Source organism: Micromonospora rifamycinica (assembly GCF_900090265.1).
Classification (GTDB): Bacteria; Actinomycetota; Actinomycetes; order Mycobacteriales; family Micromonosporaceae; genus Micromonospora; species Micromonospora rifamycinica.
This window is the reverse complement of record NZ_LT607752.1, coordinates 3,442,697-3,468,863: the sequence shown is the minus strand read 5'-3', so window position 1 is coordinate 3,468,863 and position 26,167 is coordinate 3,442,697. Positions and strand designations below refer to the sequence as shown.

Here is a 26,167-nt window from a genome sequence, read left to right as displayed (position 1 = left end):
ACACCCCGGAGACCACGGATGAAATTCGCCCGCGACACCTGGCTGATCTTCCAACGCCAACTTCAACTGCTGCTCCGCAACCCGGTCTGGGTCTTCGTCGGCGTCTTCCAGCCGGTGATGTACCTGCTGCTCTTCGCCCCGCTGCTCAAGCCGGCCCTGAACGCGCCAACCCAGGCCGCCGCGTACAAGATCTTCGTACCCGGTCTGCTGGTGCTGCTGGCCATCTTCGGCGGGCTGTTCCAGGGCTTCGGCCTGATCGCCGAGCTGCGCGCCGGGGTGATCGAGCGGTCCCGGGTCACCCCGATCAGCCGGCTCGCCCTGCTGCTCGGTCGCTCGCTGCGCGACGTCGTCTCGCTGCTCGTCCAGGCGGTGATCATCACCCTGCTGGCGCTCCTGTTCGACCTGCGGGTCTTCATCGTGGACCTGCTCCTGGCGTACCTGATGCTGGCCCTGATCGCGCTGATGACCTCGGCCGTCTCGTACGGCGTCGCGCTCAAGGTCAAGAGCGAGGACGCGCTCGCCCCGCTGATGAACACGGTGGCCCAGCCGGTGCTGCTGCTCTCCGGCATCCTGCTGCCGCTGACCTTCGCCCCCGGCTGGCTGCAGGGGGTCGCCGAGTGGAACCCGTTCTCCTGGGCGGTGGACGGCACCCGGGCACTGTTCGCCGGTGACCTCGGCAACGACAAGGTCTGGCAGGGGCTGGCCATCATCACGGTGCTCGCCGCCGCCGGGGTCTACTGGGCGGCACGGCAGTTCGCCCGTAGCGTCCGCTGACGGGGAGCCGCGCCCACCCGCCCGGGTGTCCTTGATCGACTCAATGTCGCCGACATAGCGGTGTCTGCCCGTGCCGGACACCGCTATGTCGGCGCAGCGGAGCCGATCTCCGCAGCCGACTCCAGGTCGAGCGGTCAGCGCACCCGGGCGAGGGTGACCCCGTCGGCGAGGGGGAGCATCACCGCGTCGACACGGACGTCGGCCAGCACCTCGTCGTTGAAGGCCGCGATGGCCCGGTCGGCGGCGTCACGCGGGGCGAGCACCCGGCCGCCACGCAGGGTGTTGTCGACCGCGATGACCGCGCCGGGCCGCATCCGGGGCACCAGCTCCGCCCAGTACACCGGGTAGCCGGTCTTGTCGGCGTCGATGAAGGCGAAGTCCAGGTGCCGGTCGTGCGGCAGCTCCCGCAGCGTCTCCGCGGCCGGGCCGATCCGCAGCTCGATCCGGTCGGCCACCCCGGCCCGCCGCCAGTACGACCGGGCGATGCCGGTGAACTCCTCCGAGATGTCGAAGCAGGTCAGCCGACCGTCGTCGGGCAACCCACGGGCGATGGCCAGCGACGACAGCCCGGTGAACGTACCCACCTCGACGGCCCGGCGTGCCCCCAGCAACCGGGTCAGGAAGGTGAGGAACGCCGCCTGCTCCGGTGCCACCTGCATCTCGGCGTGCGCCGGCAGGACGGCCCGGGTCTCCTCGGCCAGGTCGCGGAGGATCTCGTCGGGCGGGGAGCCATGGGCGACGAGATAGGCGTGCAGTTCCGGCGTCAGCGGCAACGACTTCGAGGTCATGACCCGGACGTTAGCCCAGCGGCCGGATCTCCTGGGCTCCCGGCGCGACCCTGGCCCACAGGTCCGTGATGCTCAGCCCGAGGTCACGCAGCAGCCGACGCAGCAGCGGCAACGACAACCCGATCACCGTCCCCGGGTCACCCTCGATCCCGTCCAGGAACGCCCCGCCCAGTCCGTCGATGGTGAACGCCCCGGCCACCGCCAACGGCTCACCCGTGGCCACGTACGCCGCGATCTCCTCGTCGGTGACGTCGGCGAAACGTACGACGGTCGAGGCCACCGCCTCGACATGGGACTCGTGCACCACGTCGACCAGGCAGTGCCCGGTGTGCAGCACCCCGGTGCGCCCCCGCATCCGCCCCCACCGTCGGGTCGCGTCGGCCGCGTCCGCCGGCTTGCCGAGGATCTCACCGTCGAACGCGAGGACGGAGTCGCAACCCAGCACCAACGTGCGCCCGTCCGGCGTGGGGCGCAGCCGATCGGCCACCGCCTGCGCCTTCATCCGGGCCAGCTCCAGGCACAGATCCTCGGCCCGATCCGCGACGACCTGGGATTCGTCCACCCCGCTGACCAGCACGTCGGGTTCGATCCCGGCCGCGTGCAACAGCTTGCGGCGGGCGGGACTCTGCGAGGCGAGCACGAGGCGGAGCGGCATGGAGTTGGGCACGGGCCGACGCTACCGGCTGATCCGCGGCGGCGGATCGTCGGCACGTCGGCGTCGCCGCCACACCAGGAATCCGCACCCGGCGGCCACGATCACCCCCAGCGTCGCCCACCCCCGGGCGGCGGCACCACGGCCGTCGTCACCCCCGGCCGGCTGCGCAGCTGCGCTCGTCATGCCGCTCGGCGGCACCGCCGTCACGCTCTCGAAACCAAGCGGGGGTACGTCGGCGGTCAGCGCCGCCACCAGGTCGATGACGCCGTAGCCGTACTCGTCGTCGCGGCCCGGCGGACCTTTGTCGACGGCGGTGGCGGTGAGCCGGTGGACGACCTCGGCGGCGGGCAGATAGGGGTACTTCGAGCGGACCAGCGCCGCAGCACCGGCCACGATCGCAGTCGCATCAGACGTACCGGTGCCTTTGCGGTACTTGCCGTCGATGCTGGTGCTGTAGATGTCGACCGCAGGAGCGACGACATCAATCTCCGGACCGCTCACAGAAATGGACGCGTGATTACCGTTCCTGTCAACTCCACCCACCGCGATTACTCCGCTAGCGGTGGCGGGGTAACCCACTCTCGTGTCCTCGGGATAATTGCCGGCGGCGGCTACAACTATAATGTTGGAGGCGAGGGCTTGGGTGATCATTCTATCCAAATAAGGGCTACTTCCTCCGACGCTGGAGATGCTGACTATGTTTGCGCTGCGCGCAATTGCGAATTTAATACCCTCTGCAAGAGCGTCTGGATCTCCATCTCCTCTTGATGGGGAGCAGAGGATCGGCAAGACTTTTGCCTTCGGTGCGACTCCGAGCGCTCCCGTTCTACTCGCTTGACCATGTCCTGCGACTAGTCCTGCCATTCCAGTGCCGTGGCTATCATGGTCGCTGTGGCCGTCGCCGGTTCCTCCGGGAATCGTATCAATCCCAGTGAGTAGGTTGCCCCGCAGGTCTGGATGGGGCGCCACCCCGGTGTCGAGTACAGCTACTATCGAGCCTTCGCCTTGACTTATTTTGTGCGCCTTTTCAGTATTTAGAAACTTTAGGTGCCACTGATCTTGGCGTATTGCTGTCTGGTTGGCTTTCGGTGGCTCCGTGGGCAAGGTGAGTGTCGGCGCAATAAGAATCTGAATAAATGTCAGCAGATGTAGTGCGCTGGAGGATTTGGCGATGGTCACCGGTTAAATCCGATGGCGGGTCCTGGGTCTATGGGGCCATCCTCTTCCGGTGGAAAGACTACTGGTGGTACACCTTTGTCGGTTGCCCAAGGAAGGTCGGCATTCCATTTGCGAGATGAAATTCCACCTCTTGTATTTGAGGGTGGAGAGCTGGGAGGGCCGCCTATTCCGGCTCCTCCGGTGATGGGTGGTAGTCCACCCGGCTGGCTTCCCCGGCCGCCTCTAGGCCGGCTTCCGGCGCCTCCGGAAGGCGCAAGCCCTGCGCCACCACCACCGATGAGGCCGCCTATAGGATTGACGCGCCGGGGGGCGCTATTGCCGACTGGTTGGCCGGATGCAATTCCGTGTGTTCCGCCAATTATGCCGCTGGAGGGCGTGGCTTGCGGTGGTTTAATGGCATGCGGAGGTGTGTCATTGTGCATGGTGGGAGATGGGCTTGAGAGGCTGCCTTGCGACTTCGGAAGTCTATTCCCTGTGATTGACCCTATCTGTCCTCGGGTTGAGAGTGTTGGCGGAATTGTGGGTGTCTGCTGAGGGCCTGCCGTGCCTAGGTGGGCGCCGGGGTTTGTATCCGGATTGAGTATTGGTGGGCCGGTGTTAACGACGCCGCCGAGCGTAGGCCCAACTTTCGATGATGGCATCGCGGGGGAAGGGATTGAGGCATTCGCTCCGTTGAGTCCCGGCGTTTTGGGCTCCGGCAGAGTAATTGGAATGGGGGTTACTGGCGGGATTGCTGGCATCGACCCTGGGGTATCATAAGCGTCGGTAGATCCAACGTCGCGTGGGAAACGTGCGGGCGGAGGCTTTTGGAGCATGGCCTGGGCTTGTTGGAGTTCGCCGCTGAGTCCGAACATGACCCCGCGCGCCTGCGTGTTCAACTTCTCCAGGTCCGCGTCGGTCACCGGCGGGTCCACCACCCGGCTGCCCGCCGCCGCCCTGGGATCGGCCAGTGTCGCTTCGTACCCTCGTTTCTGGTGGAGTTTCCGGGCGTAGTCGTCGTGCAGCCGCTTGATCTCCGGCCGGGCGCTGTCGATGGCGCGGGCAGCGGCGGCGAGGGCGTCGTGGTTGGCGGCGGCCGTGTCGTGGGTGCGCTGCACCTTGCCGATCAGCTCGTCCAGCTCGCCGAGGTAGGTGCGGGCGGCGGCGTTCGTGGCGGGCGGCCACGCCTCGGCGAGGCCGCTGCGGTACTGCTGGAGCCGCCGCAGGTGGGTCTGGGCGAGGTCGCACACCTTGCGCCATCCGGCGACGTGTTTCCAGTGCCCCTGCGTCTCCTGGTCCTGGAGGCAGGCCCACATGCTGAGCACGTCCATCAGGTGCCAGTCGGTCAGCCCGGACGTGCGGCCACCGCCCCGTTCGATCATGGGAGGACCACCGGCCCCGGATTGTCCGGGCTGTTGGGCTCGGGGGCGGTCCACGGGGAGCGGGCGGCGAGGGTGGACCCGGTGGCCTGCGCGCCGCGCAGGGCACGTTCGACGTCGGTGACCCGCGCCTCGGCGAAGGCGTCGGTCTCCTGGTAGTCGACGGCGATCCGGTTGGCGGCGGCGGCGAGCCGGCCGGTGGCCCCGGCCAGGCCGTGCACCAGGTCGGAGGTGGCCTGCTGGGTCTCCCAGTGTGCCTGGAGGAAGTGCACCAACTCGATGAACGCGTCGCACGGGTTGGGCACCGCGGCGGTCATGTCGTCGGCGATGTGGCGCAGGTGCGGGGCGTAGTGCCGGTCGACCTCGGTCTGGAGCTGATCGGCGAACTCCCGCATCTGTCGGATATCGGCCTCGATGCCGCCGTAGTCACCGAGCCAGGAAGCTGGACGGCCCTCCTCAGGGATCACTGGTCCTCCCGAACGTAACGACGCCATCCCCCAGAGTGAGGCTAGTGGCTGCCCGGCGATACCGGCAGCCCCCATCGGCGGCCCCGACCGTCAGCGGGGCAGGCCGGACGCGCGCCAGGCGCCGGGACCGGCCACCGGGGACACCCCGACGGGGCGGGCGCTGCTGGTCCACGCGGAGCGGGTCACCTGCGGGGGTGTGCCGGTCGGCCGGGAACGGAGCAGGACCGCGCCCACCAGGGCGGCCAGCTCCTCGGCGGTCGGGTTCCCCCGGACGACCCGGAACAGCGGCTCTTCGGCAGACATGCCGCCAGGGTACGCGGCGAAAGTTGACCCACGTCGCACAGTGGCGTGCCGGCGGTGTGTGCCTTCGTGGGGCCGGGTACCGTCTCACCGATGTCTGACGTGCCTTCCCAACTCGTCGCTGACCGGTACCGGCTGCTCTCGCCGCTCGGTCAGGGTGGCATGGGTCGGGTCTGGAAGGCGCGCGACGAGGTGCTGCACCGGGACGTGGCCATCAAGGAGCTCGTCCCGCCGCCCAGCCTGACCGACGACGAGCGCCGCGAGGTGCGGGAGCGGTCGCTGCGGGAGGCGCGGGCCATCGCCCGGCTCAACCACGTCAACGTGGTCCGCATCTTCGACGTGCTGCGCACCGACGGCGACCCGTGGATCGTCATGGAGTACGTGGCGTCGCGGTCGTTGCAGGACACCCTCGCCGAGGACGGGCCGGTGTCCCCGGCCCGCGCGGTGGAGATCGGCCTGGGCGTGCTGGGCGCGCTGAAGTCCGCCCACAAGGCCGGTGTGATGCACCGGGACGTCAAGCCGGGCAACGTGCTGCTCGGCACCGACGGCCGGGTGGTGCTGACCGATTTCGGACTGGCCACCATCCCCGGCGATCCGAACGTCACCCGGACGGGCATGGTGCTCGGCTCGCCCGCGTACATCGCGCCGGAGCGGGCCAGGGACGGCACCGCCGGGCCGGAGGCCGACCTCTGGTCGCTGGGGGCGACGCTCTACGCCGCGGTGGAGGGCAAGTCGCCGTACGCCCGGCCGTCGGCGATCGGCACGCTCGCCGCGCTGGCCACCGAGCCGCTGCCGCCGGCCAGGAACGCCGGCCCACTGAAGCCGGTGCTGACCGGCCTGCTCCGCAAGGACCCGACCGAGCGGATCACCGCCGAGGTAGCGGAGCGCATGCTGCGGCGGGCCGCCGGCAAGCGGGCCAAGGGCATCTCACTGCTCGACGGGGTACGCCGGCCCGGGCCGAACGGTCCGCGTGAGCCGCGTGTACCGGTGGTGCCGGCGCAGGGTGGCACCGGTGGGAAGATCTCGTCGTCACTGGCGGCCGCTGCGGGGGCCGCCACCGGCACCGCGGCCGCGAAGGCCGCCGCCGCGAAAGCAGCTGCGGCGAAGGCAGCTGCGGCGAAGGCGGCGTCGGACAGCGCCGCCGCGAACGACAGCGCCGCCGCGCGGACCACCACCGCCGGTACCGCCCCGACCGACGCCACGGCGACGGTCGTCACCGATGCCCCCACCGTGGGCGGGGACGCCACGGCGACGATCCCGGCCGGGACGGATGCCGGACCCACCACGAAGGTCACCCCGCCGACCGGGGCCGACGCCGCGCCGACCGGCTCGGTTAACCCGGCCGACGGCTCGCCGACGAGCGTGGTCGCCGCACCGGCGGACGCCGACGCCGCGACCGGCACGGTGGCCCCGCCGGCCCGGGTCGATCCGCCCCCGCCGGGCAACCCCACCGCCGTGCTGGACGCGCCGGTCGGCCCGTCCGCCGGGTCCGCCGGGGTCGCCTCCGTCCCGGTGTACGACGGGACGCCGCCGGACAACCGGCGACGTAACCTGCTGCTCGGCGCGCTGGTCGTGGTGCTGCTGGTGGGGCTGGCGCTGGCCGTCCCGCTGCTGACCCGCTCCGACGACCCGGACGACGGCCCGTCACCGGCCGCGCCGACCGGTGTCGCCGCGTCCTCCGCCGCCCCGACGTCGGCTCCGGCGGCTCCGCCACCGACCAGCGCCTCGCCCACGCCCAGCCCGTCGGCCTCGCCCTCTGCCGATCCGAACGCGCTGCCGGTCGGCTGGGAGATGTTCACGGGGCCGACGTTCAGCGTGCCGGTGCCGAAGGGCTGGCGGCGCAGCGTCCGGTCCGACTCGGTGACCGTCACCGAGCCCGGTGGGGTGCGGGAACTGCTCATCCAGTGGACGTCCAGCCCGAAGAAGGACGCGGTCGCCGACTGGAAGGCGCAGGAGCCGAACCGGCGCAACTACGTCAGCAACTACCAGTACCTCGACATCAAGGCGTGCGGCGGCTACCGCACCTGCGCCGACTGGGACTGGTTGGAGAGCCGGGACAACACCCGGATCCACGTCCGCAACCGGGGTTTCGTCACCGCCACGAACCGGGGCTTCGCGATCCGCTGGGAGGTGGCGGCGAAGGACTGGAACGCCAACCTCGACAACTTCGCCCTGATCACCAGCCGGTTCGTGCCGGACCGGAAGAACTGATCCCGGGGATTCCCGTCCGGGGGTGAAATCGTTTCGCATGACTTTCCGTCGTCCGGGGTACCGGTATACCTGACGACGGAAGGAGGTAGCGAGATGAGTTACCGACGCAGGGACGCCCGACCCAGGCTGGCACTGTGGATGCTCGTCGCACTCGGCGATGTCGTCCTGCTGTTGGTGAGCGCCGGCGTGGCCGTGCTGGTCGCGCTGGTCGCCGTCGTGACGGTCGCCGCCGCCGGGGTCGCCGTCTGGCGGCTGACCCGCCGGACCACGATGACCACCGGCGCGGACCCGGTGACCATGCCGCTGACCAGCCGCAGGAACGCCTGAGCCGGCGGACCGGAAGGCGACCGGCCGGCACGACGGGCGGCAACGGGACCGGTCGGCACCGCAGGATGGGTGACCGGTCCCGCTGCCGCCGCGTCGTGGACGGCGACGGTCAGGTGTTGTTCGCCAGCGCGACCAGCCGGGCGCGGGTGCCGTTCCAGTAGTTGCGGTCGACGTTGCCGCTGATCCCGGAGACGCTGCCGGTGGCGGTGTACTGCCAGAAGCTCCAGACCGAGGCGCCGGCGGGCAGGGTGCCCGGCGCGCTCGCCCAGCGGGCCAGCCAGAGCGGGTGGTTGGCCCACGGGCCGGTCCAGCTCCCGGTGCACTGGTTCCACCAGCTCGTGGTGGTGTAGATGACCGCGTACCGGCCGGTGCGGGAGCGGTAGGTGTTGAGGAAGTCCTGGATCCAGTTGCGCATCGCGGTGGTGGACAGCCCGTAGCAGGTGCCGCCGCTGTACGGGTTGGCCTCGACGTCCAGGGCGGCCGGGAGGGTGCGGCTGTCCGCCGACCACGCGCCGCCGTTGCTGGCCAGGTAGCCGGCCTGGCTGGCGCCGGAGGAGACGTTCGGCCGGGCGAAGTGGTACGCCCCGCGGATCACCCCGGCGTTGTAGGCGTTGACGTAGTTGGTGTTGAAGTTCGGGTCCTTGTAGGACGAACCCTCGGTGGCCTTGATGAAGGCGAACTCGACGCCGGCGTTGCGGACGCTGGTCCAGTTGATGGTGCCCTGGTAGTGGGAGACGTCGACGCCGGCGGTGGTGGCCGCGGCCGCCGGTGCGGCCGTGACGGCGAGGGCCGCGGCCGCGGTGGCGGCCACGGTGAGACCGGCGGCGAACAACCGGCGCAGCGAGAATCTGGTACGGGTCATGGATTCCTCCAGGGACGCCAATCGATTGACGCCAATCCTTGGAGATTCCTGCCCTTGATCGCAAGGGGGCCTAAGAAAACTTTCATCGACGGTAGTCGACCCCGGAGGGCACTGATCTGAACCGGTCAGGCCCCTGGAGTCGCCGCGGGTGGGCGTCGTCGGCCGTTCGACGGGTAGGCTCCCCGGCCATGGTGTCGATCGACGGGCTGGGCGACCTCTGGGACCGGCTGTTCAGCGCCCAACCCGACCCGCCGCCCCTGCTGGTGCTGCTCACCGCGTTGGCCGCGCTGGTGGTCGTCGCGGTCCGGTCGTCCTGGCGGATCGCCCGCAACGCGGTGACCATCGCCCACGAGGGCGGCCACGCCCTGGCGGCGCTGCTCACCGGGCGGCGGCTGCACGGCATCCGGCTGCACTCGGACACCTCCGGGCTCACCCTCAGCGCCGGCCACCCCACCGGCCCCGGCATGATCCTCACCCTGCTCGCCGGGTACGTCGCCCCGTCGCTGGTCGGCCTGGTCGGCGCCTGGCTGCTCGGCGGCAACCGGATCACCCTGCTGCTCTGGGTCGCGGTGGCCCTCCTGCTCGCCCTGCTGCTGCTGGTCCGCAACGTCTTCGGGGTGCTCTCCCTGCTGGTCACCGGCGGGGTGGTGCTCCTCGTCTCCTGGTACGCCAGCCCGCAGGTGCAGGCCGCGTTCGCCTGGACCTCGGTGTGGTTCCTGCTGATCGGCGGGGTCCGGCCGGTGTTCGAGCTGCGACGGATGCGCAGCCGGGGCCGGATGCCCGAGTCCGACGCCGACCAGTTGGCCCGGCTGACGCCCTTCCCGGCGCTGCTCTGGGTGACCGTCTTCGGGCTGGTCAACCTGACCGCCCTCGCCGTCGGCGCGATCCTGCTCGCCGGACCCCTGCTCACCGGAGCCGACCTTCCGCGCTGACCAGGCCCAGGTAGCCGGATCGTCCGGTGACCAGGCCCAGGTCGCCGGACGATCCGGTGATGAGGCCCAGGTCGCCGGATCGTCCGGCGCCGGGCAGAATCGGCGGATGCGATACCTGATCATCGGGGCGGGCGCGGTCGGCGGCACCATCGGCGTGCTGCTGGGAGAGGCCGGCCGCGACGTGACGCTGGTGGCCCGCGGGGAGCACCTGGCGGCGATCCGACGTCAGGGCCTCACCCTGCGCACCCCCGACCGGGCGGTGACCTGGCACGGGCCGGCGGTGGACGGGCCGGGGACGGCGCCGCTGCCGGCCGACACCGTGCTGGTGCTGACCGTCAAGTCGCAGCACACCTGGGCCGCCCTGGACGCCTGGGCGGACGCCCCGGTCGCCGGGGGCGGTACGGCCGGTGAGCGGCTTCCGCTGTTCACCGCGCAGAACGGGGTGGCGAACGAACCCACCGCGCTGCGCCTGTTCGCCCACGTCCATCCGGTCTGCGTCTGGCTGCCGGCGACCCACCTCGACCCCGGTGTGGTGATCGCCAGCGGTCACCCGTACCCGGGGATGCTGCACCTGGGCCGCTACCCGGCGGGTGCCGACGAGGTCGACGCGGCGGTGTCGGCCGACCTGACCGCCGCCGGCTTCGTCGCCCCCGTCCGGGACGACGTGATGCGCTGGAAGTACGGCAAGCTGCTGAACAACCTCGGCAACGGGGTGCAGGCCCTGTTCGGGGCGGACCATCCCCGCTGGCTGGTCGATCGGGTCCGGGCCGAGGGTGTCGCCGTGCTCGCCGCCGCCGGCATCGCGCACCCCTCCGACGACGAGGAACGGGCCGAACGGGGGGACCGGGTCGGCACCCGGCCGGTCGACGGGCAGCCGCGCAGCGGCAGTTCGACCTGGCAGAGCCTGGCCCGGGCGGCCGGCTCCACCGAGGCCGACCACCTCAACGGGGAGATCGTGCAGCTCGGCCGGCGGCTCGGGGTGCCGACGCCGGCCAACTCCGCCGTGCAGGTCGCGGTGCGGCGACTGGCCCGGGACCGGCTCCCCGCCGGCACGTTCCCGCCGGCCGAGCTGGACCACCTGGTCGAGCGGCCGGATTGACCGGCTGAGCACGCAACCCACCGGGGTCCGGTACGCGTGTCACCTGCGACCGCCACGGGGGAGGTACCAGGGTGCCGGACGTCGACGGGTTCGACGAGTTCTACCGGGGTAGCCGACACCGGCTGCTCGCCTTCGTCTGCGCGCTCACCGGCAACCTGGCCGAGGCGCAGGACGCCGTGCAGGAGGCGTACATCCGTGCCTGGCAGCGTTGGTCGACGGTGGGCGGATACGACGACCCGGAGGCCTGGGTACGGGTGGTGGCCTCCCGGATCGCGGTCAGCCGCTGGCGCAGCCTGCGCAGCCGGGCCCGGGCGTACCTGCGGCACGGGGCGACCGAGAGCGTGCCCGGCCCCGGCACCGACACCCTGGAGGTGGTCAGTGCCCTGCGGCAACTGCCCGAGGAGCAGCGCACCGCGCTCGCCCTGTACTACCTGGTGGGTATGCCCGTCGCCGAGGTGGCCCGCCAGACGGCGGCCCCGGTGGGCACGGTGAAGGCCCGGCTCTCCCGGGGCCGCACCGCGCTCGCCGGGCTGCTCGCCGTCTCCGACCTGGAGGAGGTCTGATGAGTGAGGTCCCGCCCTTCGTCGACCAGCTGCACCGGGACCTCCGCGCGGTCGGCTGGCCCGAGCCGGCGGAGATCCGCGCCCGCGCCCGCCGCCGCAGCCGTCGTACGGCGGCGCTGTCGGCGCTGACGGTGCTCGCCCTGCTGGCCGGCTCCGCCGTGGCGGTGCGGGAACGGTCCACCGCGCAATCGTCGGCCCCGGCCGCCCCGGTCGCGGCCTCGACCCCGGTCCGGGCGGAGATCCCGCTCGACGCGCTGCTCGCCCCCGCCGACCTGCTCACGGAGGCCAGGGTGCGGCTGGGCGGGGCGGGGTTGGGCGAGACCGTCCGGGTCGACCCGCTGCTCGAATCGTGTGGCCGGGAACGCGAGGTCGCCGCCCAGCTGCCGGTGTCCCGGGCCTCCCGGTCGCAGACCCTGCTCCGGTCGCCGGACGGGGCCGACGCCCCGGCCGGGCCGGTGCTGACCCAGGACGTCTACCGGATCGAGCCGACCCGGGGTCGGTGGTTCTTCGACGAGATCGACCGCCTGCTCGACGCGTGTGCGAGGTGGAATCTCGTCACGTCCACGCTGACGACCGGTCAGCAGCCGGCCCGCACGCATCAGGAGCACCGCTGGGAGCCGTCGGTGCGCGACTTCGCCGGTGACCAGTCGGTGCTGCTGCGGCACGTGGCGCTGCAACCCCGGGCGGAGCCCGACGGCAAGCCGGTCGGCACGCCGTCGACCGTCGAGAACACCCTGGTGGTCCGGGTCGGTGACCTGGTCACCGTGGTCGTGCCCGCCCGGGAGACGGTTGTCGACCGGGCCGACGACGACACCGGCCCCGGGATCGACTACGGTCCCCTGATCGACGTGGGTAAGGCCGCCGCGAGCCGGCTCTGCCCGGCAGCGACCCGCCCGGCCGGTCCGCCCTGCTGACCCACCCGGGCCGGCGGGCTACAGCGGGATGTTGCCGTGCTTCTTCGGCGGCAGGGTCTCCCGCTTGGTCCGCAGCACCCGCAGCGCCCGGACGATCTGGGTCCGGGTCTCGTGCGGCGGGATCACCGCGTCGACGTACCCGCGCTCGGCGGCGACGTACGGGTTGGCCAGGGTGTCCTCGTACTCGGCGATCCGCTCGGCGCGCACGGCGGCCGGGTCCTCGGCGGCGGCCAGCTCCTGCCGGTAGAGGATGTTCACCGCGCCCTGCGCGCCCATCACCGCGATCTGCGCCGTCGGCCAGGCGAAGTTCAGGTCCGCCCCGAGATGCTTGGAACCCATCACGTCGTACGCCCCGCCGTACGCCTTGCGGGTGATCACGGTGACCTTCGGCACGGTGGCCTCGGCGTACGCGTAGATGAGCTTCGCGCCCCGGCGGATGATGCCGTCCCACTCCTGGCCGGTGCCGGGCAGGAAACCGGGGACGTCCACGAAGGTCAGCACCGGGATGTTGAAGGCGTCGCAGGTGCGGACGAAGCGGGCCGCCTTCTCCGAGGCGGCGATGTCCAGGGTGCCGGCGAAGTGCATCGGCTGGTTGGCGACGACCCCCACCGGGCGGCCCTCCACCCGGCCGTAGCCGACCAGCATGTTCTGCGCGTAGAGCGGCTGCACCTCCAGGAACTCGCCGTCGTCGAGGACGTGCGCGACGACGCGGTGCATGTCGTACGGCTGGTTGGCCGAGTCGGGGATCAGGGTGTCCAGCTCCCGGTCGGCGTCGGTGACGTCGAGGTCGGCCGGGGCGTCGACGACGACCGGCTCGTCGAGGTTGTTCGACGGCAGGTAGGACAGCAGCGCCCTGACGTAGTCGATCGCGTCGTCCTCGTCGGCGGCGAGGTAGTGCGCGTTGCCGCTGCGCGTGTTGTGGGTGCGCGCGCCGCCCAGCTCCTCCATCGCCACGTCCTCGCCGGTGACCGTCTTGATGACGTCCGGGCCGGTGATGAACATGTGCGAGGTCCGGTCGACCATCACGGTGAAGTCGGTGACCGCCGGGGAGTAGACCGCGCCGCCCGCGCACGGACCCATGATCAGGGAGATCTGCGGGATGACCCCGCTGGCCCGCACGTTGCGGAAGAAGATCTCGCCGTAGAGGCCGAGCGAGACGACGCCCTCCTGGATGCGTGCCCCACCGGAGTCGTTGATCCCGACCACCGGGCAGCCGATCTTCATGGCCAGGTCCATCACCTTGACGATCTTTTCGCCGAAGACCTCGCCGAGGGAGCCGCCGAAGACCGTGAAGTCCTGCGCGAAGACGCAGACCTGCCGGCCGTCCACGGTGCCGTAGCCGGTGACCACCCCGTCGCCGTACGGGCGGGTGCGGTCCAGCCCGAAGTTGGTGGACCGGTGCCGGGCGAACTCGTCCAACTCGACGAAGGAGCCCTCGTCGAGCAGCAGCTCGATCCGCTCCCGGGCGGTCTTCTTGCCCCGCGCGTGCTGCTTCTCGACGCCGCGCGCTCCCGCGTGCACCGCCTCGTCGACCCGGCGCTCCAGGTCCGCCAGCTTGCCCGCGGTGCTGTGGATGTTGGTCCCGGTCTCGGTAGTCACCCAGGGAATATAACGATGGTTCAGGCCGGCGCCGCTGTGCAGTGCACCTCACCGGCCTCCGCCGGCGGCTGACCGGGCGGGGTCGCCGGCCCGGCCCGTAGGCTGGCGGGATGCCGGGCTCGCCGTACACCGATCTGGACCGACCGCCGCTGTCGGCGGCGCGGCTGTCCCGGGCGTTGACCGCGCCGCTGGGCCCCTGGCGGCGGCTGGACCTGCGCCCGGAGACCGGCTCGACCAACGCGGACGCGGCCGACGCCGCCCGGGCCGGTGAGCCGGAGGGGCTGGTGGTGGTCGCCGAGCGGCAGACCGCCGGCCGGGGCCGGCGCGGCCGGGCCTGGCAGTCGCCGCCCCGGGCGGGCCTGGCGACCAGCGTCCTGCTCCGGCCCGGCGAGGCGGTCACCGAACGCGACTGGCCGCCGGCCCCACCGACCGGGTACGGCTGGCTGCCGCTGCTGGCCGGCGTCGCGCTGGTCGAGGCGGTCTCCCGGCTGGCCGAACTGGACGCCGGGTTGAAGTGGCCCAACGACCTGCTGCTCGGCGAGGCCAAGTGCGCCGGCATCCTGGCCGAGGCGGTGCCGGCCGCCGTCGTCGGGGAGCCCCCCGCGATCGTGCTCGGCATCGGGTTGAACGTGACGCTGCGCGCCGACGAGCTGCCGGAGAACCCGACCGGGCTGCCGGCCACCTCGCTGCAGCTCGCCGGTGCCACGGCGACCGATCGTGATCCGCTGCTGCGCGCCCTGCTGCGGGCGCTCGCCGACTGGTACGACCGGTGGCGGGTGGCCGGCGGCGACGCCGACGCGTGCGGCCTGCGGGAGGCCTACCTGGCCTCCTGTGCCACGGTGGGCCGGCAGGTGCGGGTGCTGCTGCCCGACGGCTCCGCGTTGACCGGGCTCGCCACCGGGGTGGATCCCGACGGGCACCTGCTGGTCGACACCGCCGCCGGGGAGCGTCGGCTGGCCGCCGGGGACGTGCTGCACCTGCGCTGACCGGGCGGTTTCCGGTCGGTTCGTGCGCGGGGTGCACGGCGGGCCGCCCGGCTGATCCGACGGGTCGTGTCGACCGGTTACGGTCAGCGCGTCCGGTTGTCGGCTAGGAGGTTCCCGTGGCGTTCCCCGAAGACGTGCTCACCGAGGACGAGCACGTCGTCCTGCACCTGCACCCGCACTGGAAGGCGCTGCTGCGGCCGGCCCTGGTGCTGGTGGTCGGCGTCGCGGCGGTGGTGGCGGGCTGGCTCCTGCTGCCCGACGGCGACGGCGGCACCATCGTGCTCTCCGTCGTCGCCGGGCTGTTCCTGATCGCGGCGCTTTGGCTGGGACTGTGGCCGTTCCTGGTCTGGCGCAGCACGCACTACCTGTTCACCAACGAGCGGGTGCTGCTCCAGGAGGGGGTCTTCTCCCGGCACCGGCGGGACCTGCCGCTGGCCCGGATCAACGACCACTCGATGAGTCAGCGTTTCGTCGAGCGGCTGCTCGGCTGCGGCACCCTGACCATCGAGTCGGCCGGGGAACGCGGTCAGTCGGTGCTCGTCGACGTGCCCCGGGTCGACCGGGTGCAGACCACCCTCTACGAGCTGGTGGAGGCGCAGCACGACAAGCACACGCTGGGCGACGGTGAGATGCGCGAGATCCTGGCCGACATGCGGGAGGGCAAGCCGCTGCGCGACACCACCGGCTGATCCGGGCGCGCTGGCCCCGGGGCGTCCCCGGGGCCGTGTCGGCCGGGATCGTGGGGCCTTTGCCCGGTCGGGTAGCGGTGTGGTGCGTCGCGGGGTCGGGCCGGTCAGGCGCGTGGTGCGCGGTTGGTGCCGGCGTGCAGCTCGGTGGCCAGCTCCGCGTTCAGGTCACCGCCGGCCGCCGTCCGCGCGACGCCGGCGCTCCCGCCCTGGGCGGAGGTGAACACCCCATCGGTGGCCGGCGCGGGCGTGAGCGGCGGTTCGGTGGCGGGCCGGAGTGGGGGGCCGCCGGCCGGGTCGGGCCGCCGGTCCGGCTGGTCCTGGGCCTCTTCCAGCTCGCTGACGGATTCGGCCAGCTCGGCGACCGGATCCAGCTCGGCCATCGTGTCCCACTCGTCCCGTTTGATGGAGTGCCAGCTCTCCTCGGCGTGCCGGGGCACCGGCTGGAAGACGAAGGTCCGGTAGGACCAGAAGCGGAACAGGGTGGCGAGCAGCACGCCGCCGGTCTTCGCCACGTTGAGCGCGAGCAGGCTGGTGAACCCCAGCCCGTACTTGGCGGCGGCGAGCACGCCCAGCTCGATGATCAGACCGGCACCGTTGAACAGGAAGAAGAGGGCGTATTCCCGTCGAAGTGCTGATTTCGGCCGATCCCGGTACGTCCAGTGACGATTCATCAGATACGACGTGATGGTGGCCACGATCGTGGCGATGACCGTCGCCTTCAGTTGACCGTCGACAAAAACGGTGAGTGCCAGGGCGTTGAACACCGCGTAATTGATAACGGTGTTGACGCCCCCCACGATGCCGAATTTGAGCGCCTCGCGGATGAACTTCTGCCAGCGCTCGGGCAGCAGACGGACAAGACGCATGCGCAACACCTTAGGGCAGAGGAGGATGCCGGAGTCTCCGGCTGGACGGTGGGCGACCGCTCACGAACCGGGTGACGGGTCGCCGGTCACCTCCGGAGCCGCAGGAGTTCCCGCATCCACGAAGACGAACCGTCGGTACGACCAGAACCGGAACATCGTGCCGAGCGCGGTGCCCACCACGTAGCTGGCGATGTTGTCGGCCAACGGGGTGCGGAAGACGCCGGGCCAGACGCTGCCCAGCCCGTAGCGGCTGCCCGCCAGGCAGGCCACCGCGATGCCCAGGCCGACCGCGTTGAAGAAGAAGAACAGCGCGTACTCGCGGGCCGGGTTGGAGCGCGCCCGGTGCCGCCAGGTCCAGAAGCGGTTGCCGACGAACGCGACGGTCGCCGCGATCACCGTCGAAACCACCCGGGCGGTCACCGGCTCCACGCCCCGGACCAGCGTCAGGTAGTTGAACAGGGCGAAGTCGACCAGAAAGGCCACCCCGCCCACCGTGGCGAACTTGCTCAACTCGCGGATGAGGTGGCCGAAGCGGTCCAGCAACGAACGGACCAGACCCGGGCGGGTATGCGGGGCACCAGGCTGGTCCCCGGTCATCGTCGCGGCCACCTCGCGAGCGTACCGGTTGCCGGCACTTCGGACGGGGCACCGCCGGCGACCCGCCGCCGTGCCGTGACCCCGGCCGCCCGGCCGCCCGGTTCCGCCGTTTCCCGCCCGCCGTTACCGGGGCGTCGGCAGTTCGTCGGAAGATTTGCGTGAAACTGCGCGTGAAAGCGGGTATCAGCTCGTGTTGCCGCAGCCGGGCCGCACCTTGTGCAGTTGTTCACAACCAGTCCCACTGACTCGCGGGTCGACCCGGTTTACGCTGGGGCCAATCCCAGGTTTCCACGAAGGCGACGCGGCCCGCGTCGGCCGAGACTCGTGCATCCCATAAATCGGTCAGCGTCGACCACAAGGAGATGAGTCATGGTTGCTCCGGCTACTGTGCGGGGGATCGATCAGGCCCCCACCACCCACCCCAAGCTGCTCGCCTGGGTCCGGGAGATCGCGGAACTCACCACGCCTGACCGGGTGGTCTGGGTGGACGGTTCCGATGAGGAGTGGCGGCGTCTCACCGACGAACTCGTCGACAACGGCACCCTGGTCCGGCTGAACCCGGAGAAGAAGCCGAACTCGTTCTACGCCCGCACCGACCCCACGGACGTCGCCCGTGTCGAGGAGCGCACGTTCATCTGTTCCGTGGACGAGGCGGACGCCGGCCCCACCAACAACTGGATGGCGCCGGCCGACATGAAACGGACGATGACCGACCTCTACCGGGGCGCGATGCGCGGCCGGACGATGTACGTCATCCCGTTCTGCATGGGGCCGGTCGAGGCCGAGAACCCGATGTTCGGCGTCGAGATCACCGACAGCCCGTACGTGGTCGCCTCCATGCGGATCATGACCCGGATGGGCGCGAGCGTGCTCGCCGCGATGGGCGACGACGCCGACTTCGTGCACGCGCTGCACTCCATCGGCGCCCCGCTCGCCCCCGGCCAGTCCGACGTCGCCTGGCCGTGCAACGAGACGAAGTACATCTCGCACTTCCCGGAGACCCGGGAGATCTGGTCCTTCGGCTCCGGTTACGGCGGCAACTCGCTGCTCGGCAAGAAGTGCTACTCGCTACGGATCGCCAGCGTGATGGGGCGGGACGAGGGCTGGCTCGCCGAGCACATGCTGATCCTCAAGATCACCTCGCCGGAGGGGAAGGTCTACCACGTGGCGGGCGCGTTCCCGTCCGCCTGCGGCAAGACCAACCTGGCCATGCTGGAGCCGACCATCCCGGGCTGGAAGGTCGAGACCATCGGCGACGACATCGCCTGGATGCGGTTCGGCTCCGACGGCCGCCTCTACGCGGTCAACCCGGAGTACGGCCTGTTCGGCGTCGCCCCGGGCACCGACTGGAAGACCAACGCCAACGCGATGCGGACGCTGGACCGGGGCAACTCGATCTTCACCAACGTCGCCCTCACCGACGACGGCGACATCTGGTGGGAGGGGATGGGCGAGCCGCCGGCCCACCTGGTCGACTGGAAGGGCAACGACTGGACGCCGGAGAGCGAGCACCTCTCCTCCCACGCGAACAGCCGGTTCTGCACCCCGATCACCCAGTGCCCGATCCTGTCCGACGACTACTTCGACCCGAACGGGGTGCCGATCGACGCGATCCTGTTCGGTGGCCGTCGCCGGGACACCATCCCGCTGGTCACCGAGGCGCGGGACTGGGTGCACGGGGTGTACCTGGGGGCGACGCTCTCCTCGGAGACGACCGCCGCCGCGTCCGGCGCGGTCGGCGTGGTGCGCCGTGACCCGATGGCCATGCTGCCGTTCATCGGCTACCACGCCGGGGACTACTTCAACCACTGGATCGACATGGGCAAGGGCGTGGACGGCGACGCCGCCAAGCTGCCCAAGATCTACTACGTGAACTGGTTCCGCAAGGACGCCGAGGGCAACTTCCTCTGGCCGGGCTTCGGCGAGAACTCGCGGGTGCTCAAGTGGGTCGTCGAGCGGATCGAGGGCACCGCCGACGCGGTCGAGACGCCGATCGGCATGGTCCCGACCGCCGACGCGCTGGACGTCGACGGGCTCGACATGACCCCGGAGGACGTGCGGATCGCGCTCAAGGTCGACCCGGAGGAGTGGCGCAACGAGCTGCCGCTGGTCACCGAGTGGTTCGACAAGTTCGGGGACAAGCTGCCCGCCGTCCTCTGGTCGGAGCTGGATGCGCTGCGCGCCCGGCTCGACGCGGAGCAGCCACGGCGCTAGCAGGTGTGCCGGTCGCCCGTACCGGGCAACACCGGAAGTCATGAGGACGGCCGCCGTGACCCCGCAGGTCCGGCGGCCGTCCGCCGTCCGGGCGCTGACCGTGCTGCTCGCGTCGACCGCCGCCGCCACCGTCGTGGTCGAGCTGCTCAACTGGTGGTACGCCCCGGAGCAGGAGTTCGGCCTGGCGGTGCGGACCGGTTGGGCGATGCTGCGCTCGCTGGGCTTCCTGCTGCTGATCGGGCAGGTGGACCGGGGTCGGGCCGGGGCGAAGCCGTTCGGGCTGATCCTCGCGGTGACCACCGTGTTCGCGGTCGGCCGGCTGGTGGTGCCCCGGCAGGGTGTGCCGCCGCTGCCCGGCCTGCTCGGCTTCGCGGCGCTCACCGCGCTCTGCGTCGCCGTGGTGGTGCTGCTCTACCGCTCGGACGCGGTCGCCGGGCACCTGGTGCGGCACCGTAAGGGCCTGGTGGTCGAGGGCGGGACGATCACCTGGCGGGAGGTCGCCCCGAAACGCCCCCAGGTCACCGGCTGGCTGCTCACCGCCCGGGTGGCCGCCTTCACCTACAGCCCGTTGACGCTGGTGCCCGCCCTGGTGGCCGGCGGGGCGGTGCTGGACGGCCGGCTCGCCGCCCTGCCGGTGGTGCTGCTCTGGTTCGGCGCCGGCGTCGTGCTCAGTTACCTGGTGCTGTTCTGCACGGCGTTCCTGATGCGCGGTCGGCCGTGGGCCCGCCGCCTGCTGGTGACCATCGCCCTCGGCGTCCTCGCGGTCGACCTCCCGCTCTGCTGGTGGCTGCTGGGCCTGGACGGCCTGGTCCGCGACGGCGCCCCCCTCCTCGCCGCCGTCCTGCTCACCCTCTACTCCCTCCACCGCGCCGCCCCCACGCCGACCCCCACCCCCGCCGGTGAGCCACGGTGATCAAGAGGTTTCGGACATCGAGCGGCCTGTAGCTGACGTATTTCTCTTGATCACGCGGTAGGTGCGCCACCGCGGCACTGGTGGTGGGGGTGGGTCGCTACGCTGCAGGGTGATGACTCTGCGGAAACTCCTCTACTCCGTCTACGAGCGGCGGCTGACGGCCCGGCTCGCCGGTCGGCCGGTGCCCCGGCACGTGGGCGTGATGTGCGACGGCAACCGCCGGTGGGCGCGGGAGATGGGCCTGGTCGATCCGAACGACGGGCACCGGATGGGCGCCGAGCGGATCAAGGAGTTGCTGCGCTGGTGCGACGCGGCCGGCGTGGGTCACGTCACGCTCTGGCTGCTCTCCACGGACAACCTCTCCCGGCCGGCGGAAGAGCTGGATCCACTGCTCCAGATCATCGAGGACCTGACCACCGAGCTGGCCGAGGAGGGTAACCCCTGGCGGTTGCGGATGGTCGGGGCGCTCGACGTGCTGCCGACGCAGCACGCCCAGGCGCTCAAGGCCGCCGAGGAGCGCACCCGGGAGCGCACCGGCGGCGCGCAGGTCAACATCGCCGTCGGGTACGGCGGCCGGCGCGAGATCGCCGACGCGGTCCGTTCGCTGCTGGTGGAGCACGCCGCCAAGGGCGGCACCATCGAGGAGCTGGCCGGCTCGCTGGACGTGGACCACATCTCCGAGCACCTCTACACCCGGGGGCTGCCCGACCCGGATCTGATCATCCGGACCAGCGGTGAGCAGCGCCTGTCCGGCTTCATGCTCTGGCAGTCGGCGCACTCGGAGTTCTACTTCTGCGAACTCAACTGGCCCGACTTCCGCCGGGTCGACTTCCTCCGCGCCCTGCGCTCCTACGGCACCCGGCAACGCCGTTACGGGGCCTGAGCCGCAGCGCCGGTCGGGCATCCGGGAACGCCGCTAACGGGGCCTGAACCGCAGCGCCGTCGGCACTCCGGCAACGCCGTTACGGGGTCCGAGCCGCAGCGGCGGTCGGCTCCCGGTCAGGTGAGGTGGTGCAGGGCACGGGTCAGGAAGTCGCCCAGCGCGGCGGGGGAGTCGATGGTGAGGTCGGCGGCCTCGGCGACCTCATGACCGGTCTCGGGGTTGGCCACCGCCACGCAGACCCCGAGGAACGCCGGGTCGGCGGCGGACCGGGCGCGCAGCGCCGCGAACGCCTTGATGTCGGAGACGTCGTCGCCGAAGTACCAGGCGCCGCCCGCGTCCCGGACCACCTCGCCGATGACGAGGCCCTTGTCCCGGTCGACGGGGGGCTTGAGCTCCAGCACCATCCGCCCGGCCTGCACCCGCAGCCCGAGCCGTTCGGCCTGCGCGCGGCCCCACCGCTCGACCGCCGGGCCGAGTTGCTGCGCGGTACGCCAGTGCAGCGCAACGCTGAGCCGTTTGAACTCCACCAGCGCCCCGGCGGGCAGTTCGGTGCGGGCCAGGTCGGCCAGTTCGGCCATGGTCGGCACCCAGGGCAGCGCGGCGGGCTCGGTCACCGTCTCGCCGCCGGAGTGGCTGTGCTCCAGCCCGTAGAGCCCGTAGAGGTCGATCCCGGTGAGGCCGCCGAGGTGGTCACGGAGGAAGTCGACGGGGCGTGCGGAGACGATCGCCACCCGCTGCACCACCGGGGCGAGGGCCTCCAGCGCGGCGAGCACCTTCGGCGCGGGGCGTACCGCGGTGGGGTCGTCGTCGACCGGCGCGAGGGTGCCGTCGAAGTCGAAGAAGAAGACGGTGTCGGCGGCCCGCTCGGCGGTGGTACGCCAGGCGTGCTCAGCATCCAGCGGGGTCTGCGGCTGCTGGGAACCCAGATTCAACGGCGGCACGCGCGAAAGCGTACCCCGGGGCCGGTGACGGATTCGTGGCTTCGGCGTGGCTTCTTGACAGCGCAGTGCCGTGCTGTCCGCGAATGATCCTCAGCGCTCGGCGGCACCCCGTCGGGGCCGTCCCAACGGCACCACTGTGGCCGGTCGATCCTGGTTGAGCAGGTAACCCTCGACGAAGCCGGTGTTCCGGTCGCCGGTGCGGTCGTCGATCTCGTCGAGCCGTGCCACCAGGAACTCGGTGAGCGCGCTGATCCGGTCGTCGAGCCGGTCGTGCAGGGCGGCGACCACCGCCAGGACGACGGCCGTGCCGGCGACGGTGAGGGCGAAGAGGTTGACGACCAGGGGAATCTGCCCGCCCGCCCCGATCCCGACCACCAGGTTCGCGGTCACGCATGCGGTCAGGGAGACGGCTGCGACCAGCACTGCCCACCATTTCAGGGTCACGGACAGACCCCTCCTTCTGTCCCGCAGGGCTGATTCCGGCCTTGTCCCGTCCCCCCGCCGACGACGAGCCCAAGCAGTACGAATACGGACGCTAGCGGGCCCGTCGCGGCCCCGGAGCGAAACGATCAGGTCCGATCCGGCGTTCTTTCGCCATCTGAGGAACTACCCGGCCCGCTCTCCACCGGTCCGGGCATCCAGCGGGAGAGTCGGGCGGTATGCGAGATAACGGATGGTTTCTCGAATGTGGAACTTCTCCGCGTCCGAGACCGCCGGATCGACCAGCCGGCGCAGCAGCGCCTCGACGTCCGGGTCCATCGGCGGGGTGCCGGCGGCGTTCCGGGGGGCCGCGGCCCGGTCCCAGCCGAGGGCGGCGAAGGCGGCGGCGGGGTTGAGGCCCAGCCCCTCGCAGAAGGCCACCACCCGTTCCGCCTCCGGGTCGCTGGCCCAGTCGCCGCGGACCCACCGGTTGATCGTCTGCCGGGAGACACCGGTCCGTCGGGAGACCTCGGTGCCGGTCCAGGCCCGCATCGCCCGGGCGTCGTCGAGCGCTCGACGAACGAAGGTGGCGAATGCGATCTTCCGGGCGGGGGCGGTCTCGGTCACCCTGTGACGGTACGACCGCAGCGCTCGTCCAGCCTGCCCGGGGCGGATCTTTGTCACGCATATGAGACGGCCTCGCGGTGGGGTCCGTTCGAGGTCCGTGCCCGTTCTCGGCCGGTCTTACCTGGGCATAATAGCCACATCCGCACGTCCGGGAAACCGGACGAAAAGCTGATACTGTCACGCTCATGGGACAATCTACGGTGTGTCACGTGCTTGAGACGATCAGTGCTCACATGCGTCACGCCCCCGGTGCGAGGGGGGTGTGGTGACCGAACTAGCGACCCGTGCCCAGGCCTTCGGCCTGATCGCCGAGGGGGTCGCCGCGGGGCTGAGCGCACCCTGGCGGCTCTACCTCGCCCGGGGTTGCCGCTACCTGTCGCTGAGCGTCGGCGACCGGGACGAGTGGAACGCCTGGCGGACCCACCTCGGCTGCCCGGAGATGAGCGTCCGCGTCTACGACGTCGGCGGCGAGATCCGGCGTTCCTCGATGGCCGAGGTGGTGCTGGACGGCTGCCGGATCAGCGTCGAACTGGTCGAGGAGGTCAGCACCGAGGACCTGGAACGGTTGCTGGTCGTCGATCCGGGTCCGGCCGGGCCGGAGGAACGGTGACCCGGCCGGTGCGACGTGCCGGAGCCGCCCGATGAGCCCGCTCCTCGCGCTGTTCCTCGTGCTCGTCCTGGGCGCGGCCAGCTACGCGGCCGGTCGGCTGCACGGCCAGCTCAGCTACCGGGTCGGGTACCGCTTCGGCTACCGGCAGGGCTACTTCGACGGTGACCGGGGTGCCTGGAACCGGCGTCGACGCGAAGCCCGGGCCGTGCTCGCCTCGGCCCTGGCCGTCCCGGTGGCACCGCCGCCCGCCGGGCTTCCCGCCCCGCTGCCGCCGCCGCACGCCTCGTCGGCGGTGCGCCAGGGCACCACCTACACGGGCTCCTCGTTCGCCGCCGTGCCGGGACCACCCACCGGTGGGCAGCGCCCGGCCGGCACCCTGGTCCGCCGGTCCGGCTGACCGGGGGTCGACTCCCGTCGGTACGCCGTCCCCGGTGGGCGCGGACCGGCGGAACCGCGTCAGACCACGCGGTGCCAGGGACCGCGTCGAGCCGTCGGCGCGTGTGCCGGGGCCGCGTCGGACCGCTGACGCGCGGTGCCACCGGCCGGGATGCGCGCAGGGGGCAGGCATCCCGGCCGGTCCGCCGCCGGCCACCACCCACCCGGGGAGATCCTCGTCCGCCCTCTAGCCGAGGCGGCCCGGCGCCGCTAGCGTCTAGGCATGGCACGGGGTTCTCCCGGGTCAGCCGGCCCGCCCGGATCTGCGACCTCGCGCACGGGGTTCCGCATCCGACCCCGTGTCCCCGGGCACCGGAGGAGGCGGAACGCGGACGGCGGATGCCCGTCCGTCGGAGCAGGCCTGTGACGACTCGCCGTACGCCCGCCGGTGTCGACCAGATCCCGGCCGCGACTGCCACGACCCGCCGATCCACCCGGAGCCGCCGCGCCACGGCCGCCGCTCCGCCCGGCCCCGAGGAGCCCGGTCCAGCCGGCCAGGTATTCGTCCTGGACACGTCCGTACTCCTCTCCGACCCGGCGGCCTTCCACCGCTTCGCCGAGCACGAGGTGGTCCTGCCCCTCGTGGTGATCTCGGAGCTGGAGGGCAAACGGCACCACCCGGAGCTGGGCTGGTTCGCCCGCCAGTCCCTGCGCATGCTCGACGAGCTGCGGGTCCGGCACGGTCGACTGGACCACCCGGTGCCCGCCAACGAGTCCGGCGGCACCCTGAAGGTCGAGCTCAACCACTCGGACGACGGCGTCCTGCCCCCGGGTTTCCGCAACGAGTCCAACGACGCCCGGATCCTGTCGGTGGCGCTCAACCTGGCCGCCGAGGGGCGGGAGGTGACCCTGGTCAGCAAGGACATGCCGTTGCGGGTCAAGGCCGCCTCGGTCGGGCTGCGGGCCGACGAGTACCGGCACGGCCAGGCCAGTGACCCGACCTGGACGGGGATGGCCGAGCTGGAGTTGGGCGACGACGACATCGGCCGGCTCTACGCCGGCGACTGCCTGGACCTGGACGCCGCCGCCGGGCTGTCCTGCCACACCGGCCTGGTGCTGCACTCCACCCGGGGTTCGGCGCTGGGCCGGGTGCTGCCCGACAAGACGGTCCGGCTGGTCCGGGGTGACCGGGAGGCGTTCGGCGTGCACGGCCGGTCGGCCGAACAGCGGATCGCCCTGGACCTGCTGCTGGACGAGTCGATCGGGATCGTGTCGCTCGGCGGCCGGGCCGGCACCGGAAAGTCGGCGCTGGCGCTCTGCGCCGGGCTGGAGGCGGTGATGGAGCGCCGCCGGCACAAGAAGGTGGTGGTCTTCCGGCCGCTCTACGCCGTCGGCGGCCAGGAGCTGGGCTACCTGCCCGGCTCGGAGTCGGAGAAGATGTCGCCCTGGGCGCAGGCCGTCTTCGACACTCTCGGCGCGGTGGTGCACGAGAACGTGCTGGAGGAGGTCACCTCCCGGGGCATCCTGGAGGTCCTTCCGCTGACCCACATCCGGGGCCGGAGCCTGCACGACGCCTTCGTCATCGTCGACGAGGCGCAGTCGTTGGAGCGGGGCGTGCTGCTCACCGTGCTGTCCCGGATCGGGCAGGGGTCGCGGGTGGTGCTCACCCACGACGTGGCCCAGCGGGACAACCTGCGGGTGGGGCGGCACGACGGGGTGACCGCGGTGATCGAGGCGTTGAAGGGCCACCCGCTCTTCGCGCACGTCACGCTGAACCGGTCCGAGCGATCCCCGATCGCCGCGATGGTGACGGATCTGTTGGAGGACATTCCGGGCTGAGTCGTCCGGCGGCGGGGTCCGCCCCCATCGTCCACATTCACTTTGTGGCGCAAATCACAAATCTACGGGTGGGTTTCCCAACTGCCTCACTGTGCGCAATGGTGTCCATCGAGCGCCCACGTCCCGGCGCGGTGGTCGGCGACCGTCCGTCCCCTCCTTGGACGGCCCCGCCGCCCCGC

Annotated in this window: 27 protein-coding genes; 15 read left to right on the top strand and 12 right to left on the bottom strand. The window is 71.5% G+C overall.

The window, feature by feature from the left end; genetic code table 11:
- The first annotated feature begins 18 nt into the window (after positions 1 to 18).
- Complete coding sequence (locus tag GA0070623_RS14130; protein ID WP_067302917.1) at positions 19 to 774, top strand: ABC transporter permease; 756 nt, start codon at positions 19 to 21, stop codon at positions 772 to 774.
- 134 nt (positions 775 to 908) lie between these two features.
- Here GA0070623_RS14130 and GA0070623_RS14125 read toward each other — a convergent pair whose 3' ends face one another.
- The 5 genes from GA0070623_RS14125 to GA0070623_RS14100 form a co-directional block, all read right to left on the bottom strand.
- Complete coding sequence (locus GA0070623_RS14125; RefSeq protein WP_067302913.1) at positions 909 to 1,562, bottom strand: O-methyltransferase; 654 nt, start codon at positions 1,560 to 1,562, stop codon at positions 909 to 911.
- Between the two features lie 10 nt (positions 1,563 to 1,572).
- Positions 1,573 to 2,229, bottom strand: coding sequence for a Maf family protein (locus tag GA0070623_RS14120; protein ID WP_089004048.1), 657 nt, complete (start codon positions 2,227 to 2,229; stop codon positions 1,573 to 1,575).
- Positions 2,230 to 2,238: 9 nt separating this feature from the next.
- Positions 2,239 to 3,390, bottom strand: coding sequence for a type VII secretion-associated serine protease mycosin (gene mycP, locus GA0070623_RS14115; protein ID WP_067302947.1), 1,152 nt, complete (start codon positions 3,388 to 3,390; stop codon positions 2,239 to 2,241).
- Between the two features lie 1,363 nt (positions 3,391 to 4,753).
- Positions 4,754 to 5,248 carry a hypothetical protein gene (locus tag GA0070623_RS14105; RefSeq protein ID WP_407937982.1) on the bottom strand — a complete coding sequence of 165 codons (495 nt, stop codon included), beginning with the start codon at positions 5,246 to 5,248 and terminating at the stop codon, positions 4,754 to 4,756.
- 63 nt (positions 5,249 to 5,311) lie between these two features.
- Positions 5,312 to 5,524 carry an acyl-CoA carboxylase subunit epsilon gene (locus GA0070623_RS14100; RefSeq protein WP_067302907.1) on the bottom strand — a complete coding sequence of 71 codons (213 nt, stop codon included), beginning with the start codon at positions 5,522 to 5,524 and terminating at the stop codon, positions 5,312 to 5,314.
- Positions 5,525 to 5,614: 90 nt separating this feature from the next.
- Between GA0070623_RS14100 and GA0070623_RS14095 the strand changes: the two genes are divergently transcribed.
- Together GA0070623_RS14095 and GA0070623_RS14090 are read left to right on the top strand one after the other, a co-directional pair.
- Positions 5,615 to 7,732 carry a serine/threonine-protein kinase gene (locus tag GA0070623_RS14095; protein WP_067302904.1) on the top strand — a complete coding sequence of 706 codons (2,118 nt, stop codon included), beginning with the start codon at positions 5,615 to 5,617 and terminating at the stop codon, positions 7,730 to 7,732.
- Positions 7,733 to 7,825: 93 nt separating this feature from the next.
- Positions 7,826 to 8,059, top strand: a complete 234-nt coding sequence (locus GA0070623_RS14090) for a hypothetical protein (protein ID WP_067302901.1) — start codon at positions 7,826 to 7,828, stop codon at positions 8,057 to 8,059.
- 109 nt (positions 8,060 to 8,168) lie between these two features.
- On the opposite strand, the gene GA0070623_RS14085 is transcribed toward GA0070623_RS14090, so the two are convergent.
- A complete protein-coding gene (locus GA0070623_RS14085) occupies positions 8,169 to 8,921 on the bottom strand; it encodes a GH25 family lysozyme (protein ID WP_089004046.1) in 753 nt (250 codons plus the stop codon).
- 188 nt (positions 8,922 to 9,109) lie between these two features.
- Here GA0070623_RS14085 and GA0070623_RS14080 point away from each other — a divergent pair, with 188 nt between their 5' ends.
- The 4 genes from GA0070623_RS14080 (at position 9,110) to GA0070623_RS14065 (ending at position 12,429) form a co-directional block, all read left to right on the top strand.
- Positions 9,110 to 9,853, top strand: a complete 744-nt coding sequence (locus tag GA0070623_RS14080) for a M50 family metallopeptidase (RefSeq protein WP_067302895.1) — start codon at positions 9,110 to 9,112, stop codon at positions 9,851 to 9,853.
- 106 nt (positions 9,854 to 9,959) lie between these two features.
- Positions 9,960 to 10,952: a ketopantoate reductase family protein gene (locus GA0070623_RS14075; protein ID WP_067302892.1), complete on the top strand. Its 993-nt coding sequence runs from the start codon at positions 9,960 to 9,962 to the stop codon at positions 10,950 to 10,952.
- A gap of 71 nt (positions 10,953 to 11,023) precedes the next feature.
- Positions 11,024 to 11,515, top strand: a complete 492-nt coding sequence (locus GA0070623_RS14070) for a SigE family RNA polymerase sigma factor (RefSeq protein ID WP_067302889.1) — start codon at positions 11,024 to 11,026, stop codon at positions 11,513 to 11,515.
- Positions 11,515 to 12,429 (top strand): hypothetical protein, encoded by a 915-nt coding sequence (locus GA0070623_RS14065; RefSeq protein ID WP_067302886.1) that lies wholly within the window; start codon positions 11,515 to 11,517, stop codon positions 12,427 to 12,429. Before GA0070623_RS14070 ends, GA0070623_RS14065 begins: the two co-directional genes overlap by 1 nt.
- 18 nt (positions 12,430 to 12,447) lie before the next feature.
- Here GA0070623_RS14065 and GA0070623_RS14060 read toward each other — a convergent pair whose 3' ends face one another.
- Positions 12,448 to 14,028 carry an acyl-CoA carboxylase subunit beta gene (locus tag GA0070623_RS14060; protein ID WP_067302882.1) on the bottom strand — a complete coding sequence of 527 codons (1,581 nt, stop codon included), beginning with the start codon at positions 14,026 to 14,028 and terminating at the stop codon, positions 12,448 to 12,450.
- 110 nt (positions 14,029 to 14,138) lie between these two features.
- Here GA0070623_RS14060 and GA0070623_RS14055 point away from each other — a divergent pair, with 110 nt between their 5' ends.
- The gene (locus tag GA0070623_RS14055) at positions 14,139 to 15,014 is read left to right on the top strand and encodes a biotin--[acetyl-CoA-carboxylase] ligase (protein WP_067302879.1); all 876 of its coding nucleotides are present in this window, start codon (positions 14,139 to 14,141) and stop codon (positions 15,012 to 15,014) included.
- Between the two features lie 116 nt (positions 15,015 to 15,130).
- Positions 15,131 to 15,703 (top strand): PH domain-containing protein, encoded by a 573-nt coding sequence (locus GA0070623_RS14050; RefSeq protein WP_067302875.1) that lies wholly within the window; start codon positions 15,131 to 15,133, stop codon positions 15,701 to 15,703.
- 104 nt (positions 15,704 to 15,807) lie between these two features.
- Here the strand turns inward: GA0070623_RS14050 and GA0070623_RS14045 are convergent, their stop codons facing one another.
- Positions 15,808 to 16,569, bottom strand: a complete 762-nt coding sequence (locus tag GA0070623_RS14045) for a GtrA family protein (protein WP_067302872.1) — start codon at positions 16,567 to 16,569, stop codon at positions 15,808 to 15,810.
- A gap of 60 nt (positions 16,570 to 16,629) precedes the next feature.
- The gene (locus GA0070623_RS14040) at positions 16,630 to 17,166 is read right to left on the bottom strand and encodes a GtrA family protein (RefSeq protein ID WP_067302944.1); all 537 of its coding nucleotides are present in this window, start codon (positions 17,164 to 17,166) and stop codon (positions 16,630 to 16,632) included.
- A 369-nt stretch (positions 17,167 to 17,535) separates the two neighbouring features.
- Between GA0070623_RS14040 and GA0070623_RS14035 the strand changes: the two genes are divergently transcribed.
- The 3 genes from GA0070623_RS14035 to GA0070623_RS14025 all read left to right on the top strand — a co-directional run bounded on the left by GA0070623_RS14035 (position 17,536) and on the right by GA0070623_RS14025 (position 21,176).
- Positions 17,536 to 19,380, top strand: coding sequence for a phosphoenolpyruvate carboxykinase (GTP) (locus GA0070623_RS14035; protein WP_067302870.1), 1,845 nt, complete (start codon positions 17,536 to 17,538; stop codon positions 19,378 to 19,380).
- A gap of 40 nt (positions 19,381 to 19,420) precedes the next feature.
- Complete coding sequence (locus GA0070623_RS14030; protein WP_067302867.1) at positions 19,421 to 20,293, top strand: hypothetical protein; 873 nt, start codon at positions 19,421 to 19,423, stop codon at positions 20,291 to 20,293.
- Between the two features lie 112 nt (positions 20,294 to 20,405).
- Positions 20,406 to 21,176 carry an isoprenyl transferase gene (locus GA0070623_RS14025; RefSeq protein ID WP_067302864.1) on the top strand — a complete coding sequence of 257 codons (771 nt, stop codon included), beginning with the start codon at positions 20,406 to 20,408 and terminating at the stop codon, positions 21,174 to 21,176.
- Positions 21,177 to 21,292: 116 nt separating this feature from the next.
- On the opposite strand, the gene otsB is transcribed toward GA0070623_RS14025, so the two are convergent.
- The 3 genes from otsB to GA0070623_RS14010 all read right to left on the bottom strand — a co-directional run bounded on the left by otsB (position 21,293) and on the right by GA0070623_RS14010 (position 23,164).
- The gene (otsB, locus tag GA0070623_RS14020) at positions 21,293 to 22,117 is read right to left on the bottom strand and encodes a trehalose-phosphatase (RefSeq protein WP_067302861.1); all 825 of its coding nucleotides are present in this window, start codon (positions 22,115 to 22,117) and stop codon (positions 21,293 to 21,295) included.
- 90 nt (positions 22,118 to 22,207) lie between these two features.
- Entirely contained in the window at positions 22,208 to 22,561 is a 354-nt protein-coding gene (locus tag GA0070623_RS14015; RefSeq protein WP_067302858.1) for a hypothetical protein, read from the bottom strand.
- Positions 22,562 to 22,723: 162 nt separating this feature from the next.
- Positions 22,724 to 23,164 carry an XRE family transcriptional regulator gene (locus tag GA0070623_RS14010; RefSeq protein ID WP_067302856.1) on the bottom strand — a complete coding sequence of 147 codons (441 nt, stop codon included), beginning with the start codon at positions 23,162 to 23,164 and terminating at the stop codon, positions 22,724 to 22,726.
- A gap of 265 nt (positions 23,165 to 23,429) precedes the next feature.
- On the opposite strand from GA0070623_RS14010, the gene GA0070623_RS14005 reads away from it, so the two are divergent.
- The 3 genes from GA0070623_RS14005 (at position 23,430) to GA0070623_RS13995 (ending at position 25,988) form a co-directional block, all read left to right on the top strand.
- Positions 23,430 to 23,774 carry a hypothetical protein gene (locus GA0070623_RS14005; protein ID WP_067302942.1) on the top strand — a complete coding sequence of 115 codons (345 nt, stop codon included), beginning with the start codon at positions 23,430 to 23,432 and terminating at the stop codon, positions 23,772 to 23,774.
- A gap of 31 nt (positions 23,775 to 23,805) precedes the next feature.
- Complete coding sequence (locus GA0070623_RS14000) at positions 23,806 to 24,171, top strand: hypothetical protein (protein ID WP_067302853.1); 366 nt, start codon at positions 23,806 to 23,808, stop codon at positions 24,169 to 24,171.
- A gap of 401 nt (positions 24,172 to 24,572) precedes the next feature.
- The gene (locus GA0070623_RS13995) at positions 24,573 to 25,988 is read left to right on the top strand and encodes a PhoH family protein (protein WP_067302850.1); all 1,416 of its coding nucleotides are present in this window, start codon (positions 24,573 to 24,575) and stop codon (positions 25,986 to 25,988) included.
- Positions 25,989 to 26,167: the final 179 nt, after the last annotated feature.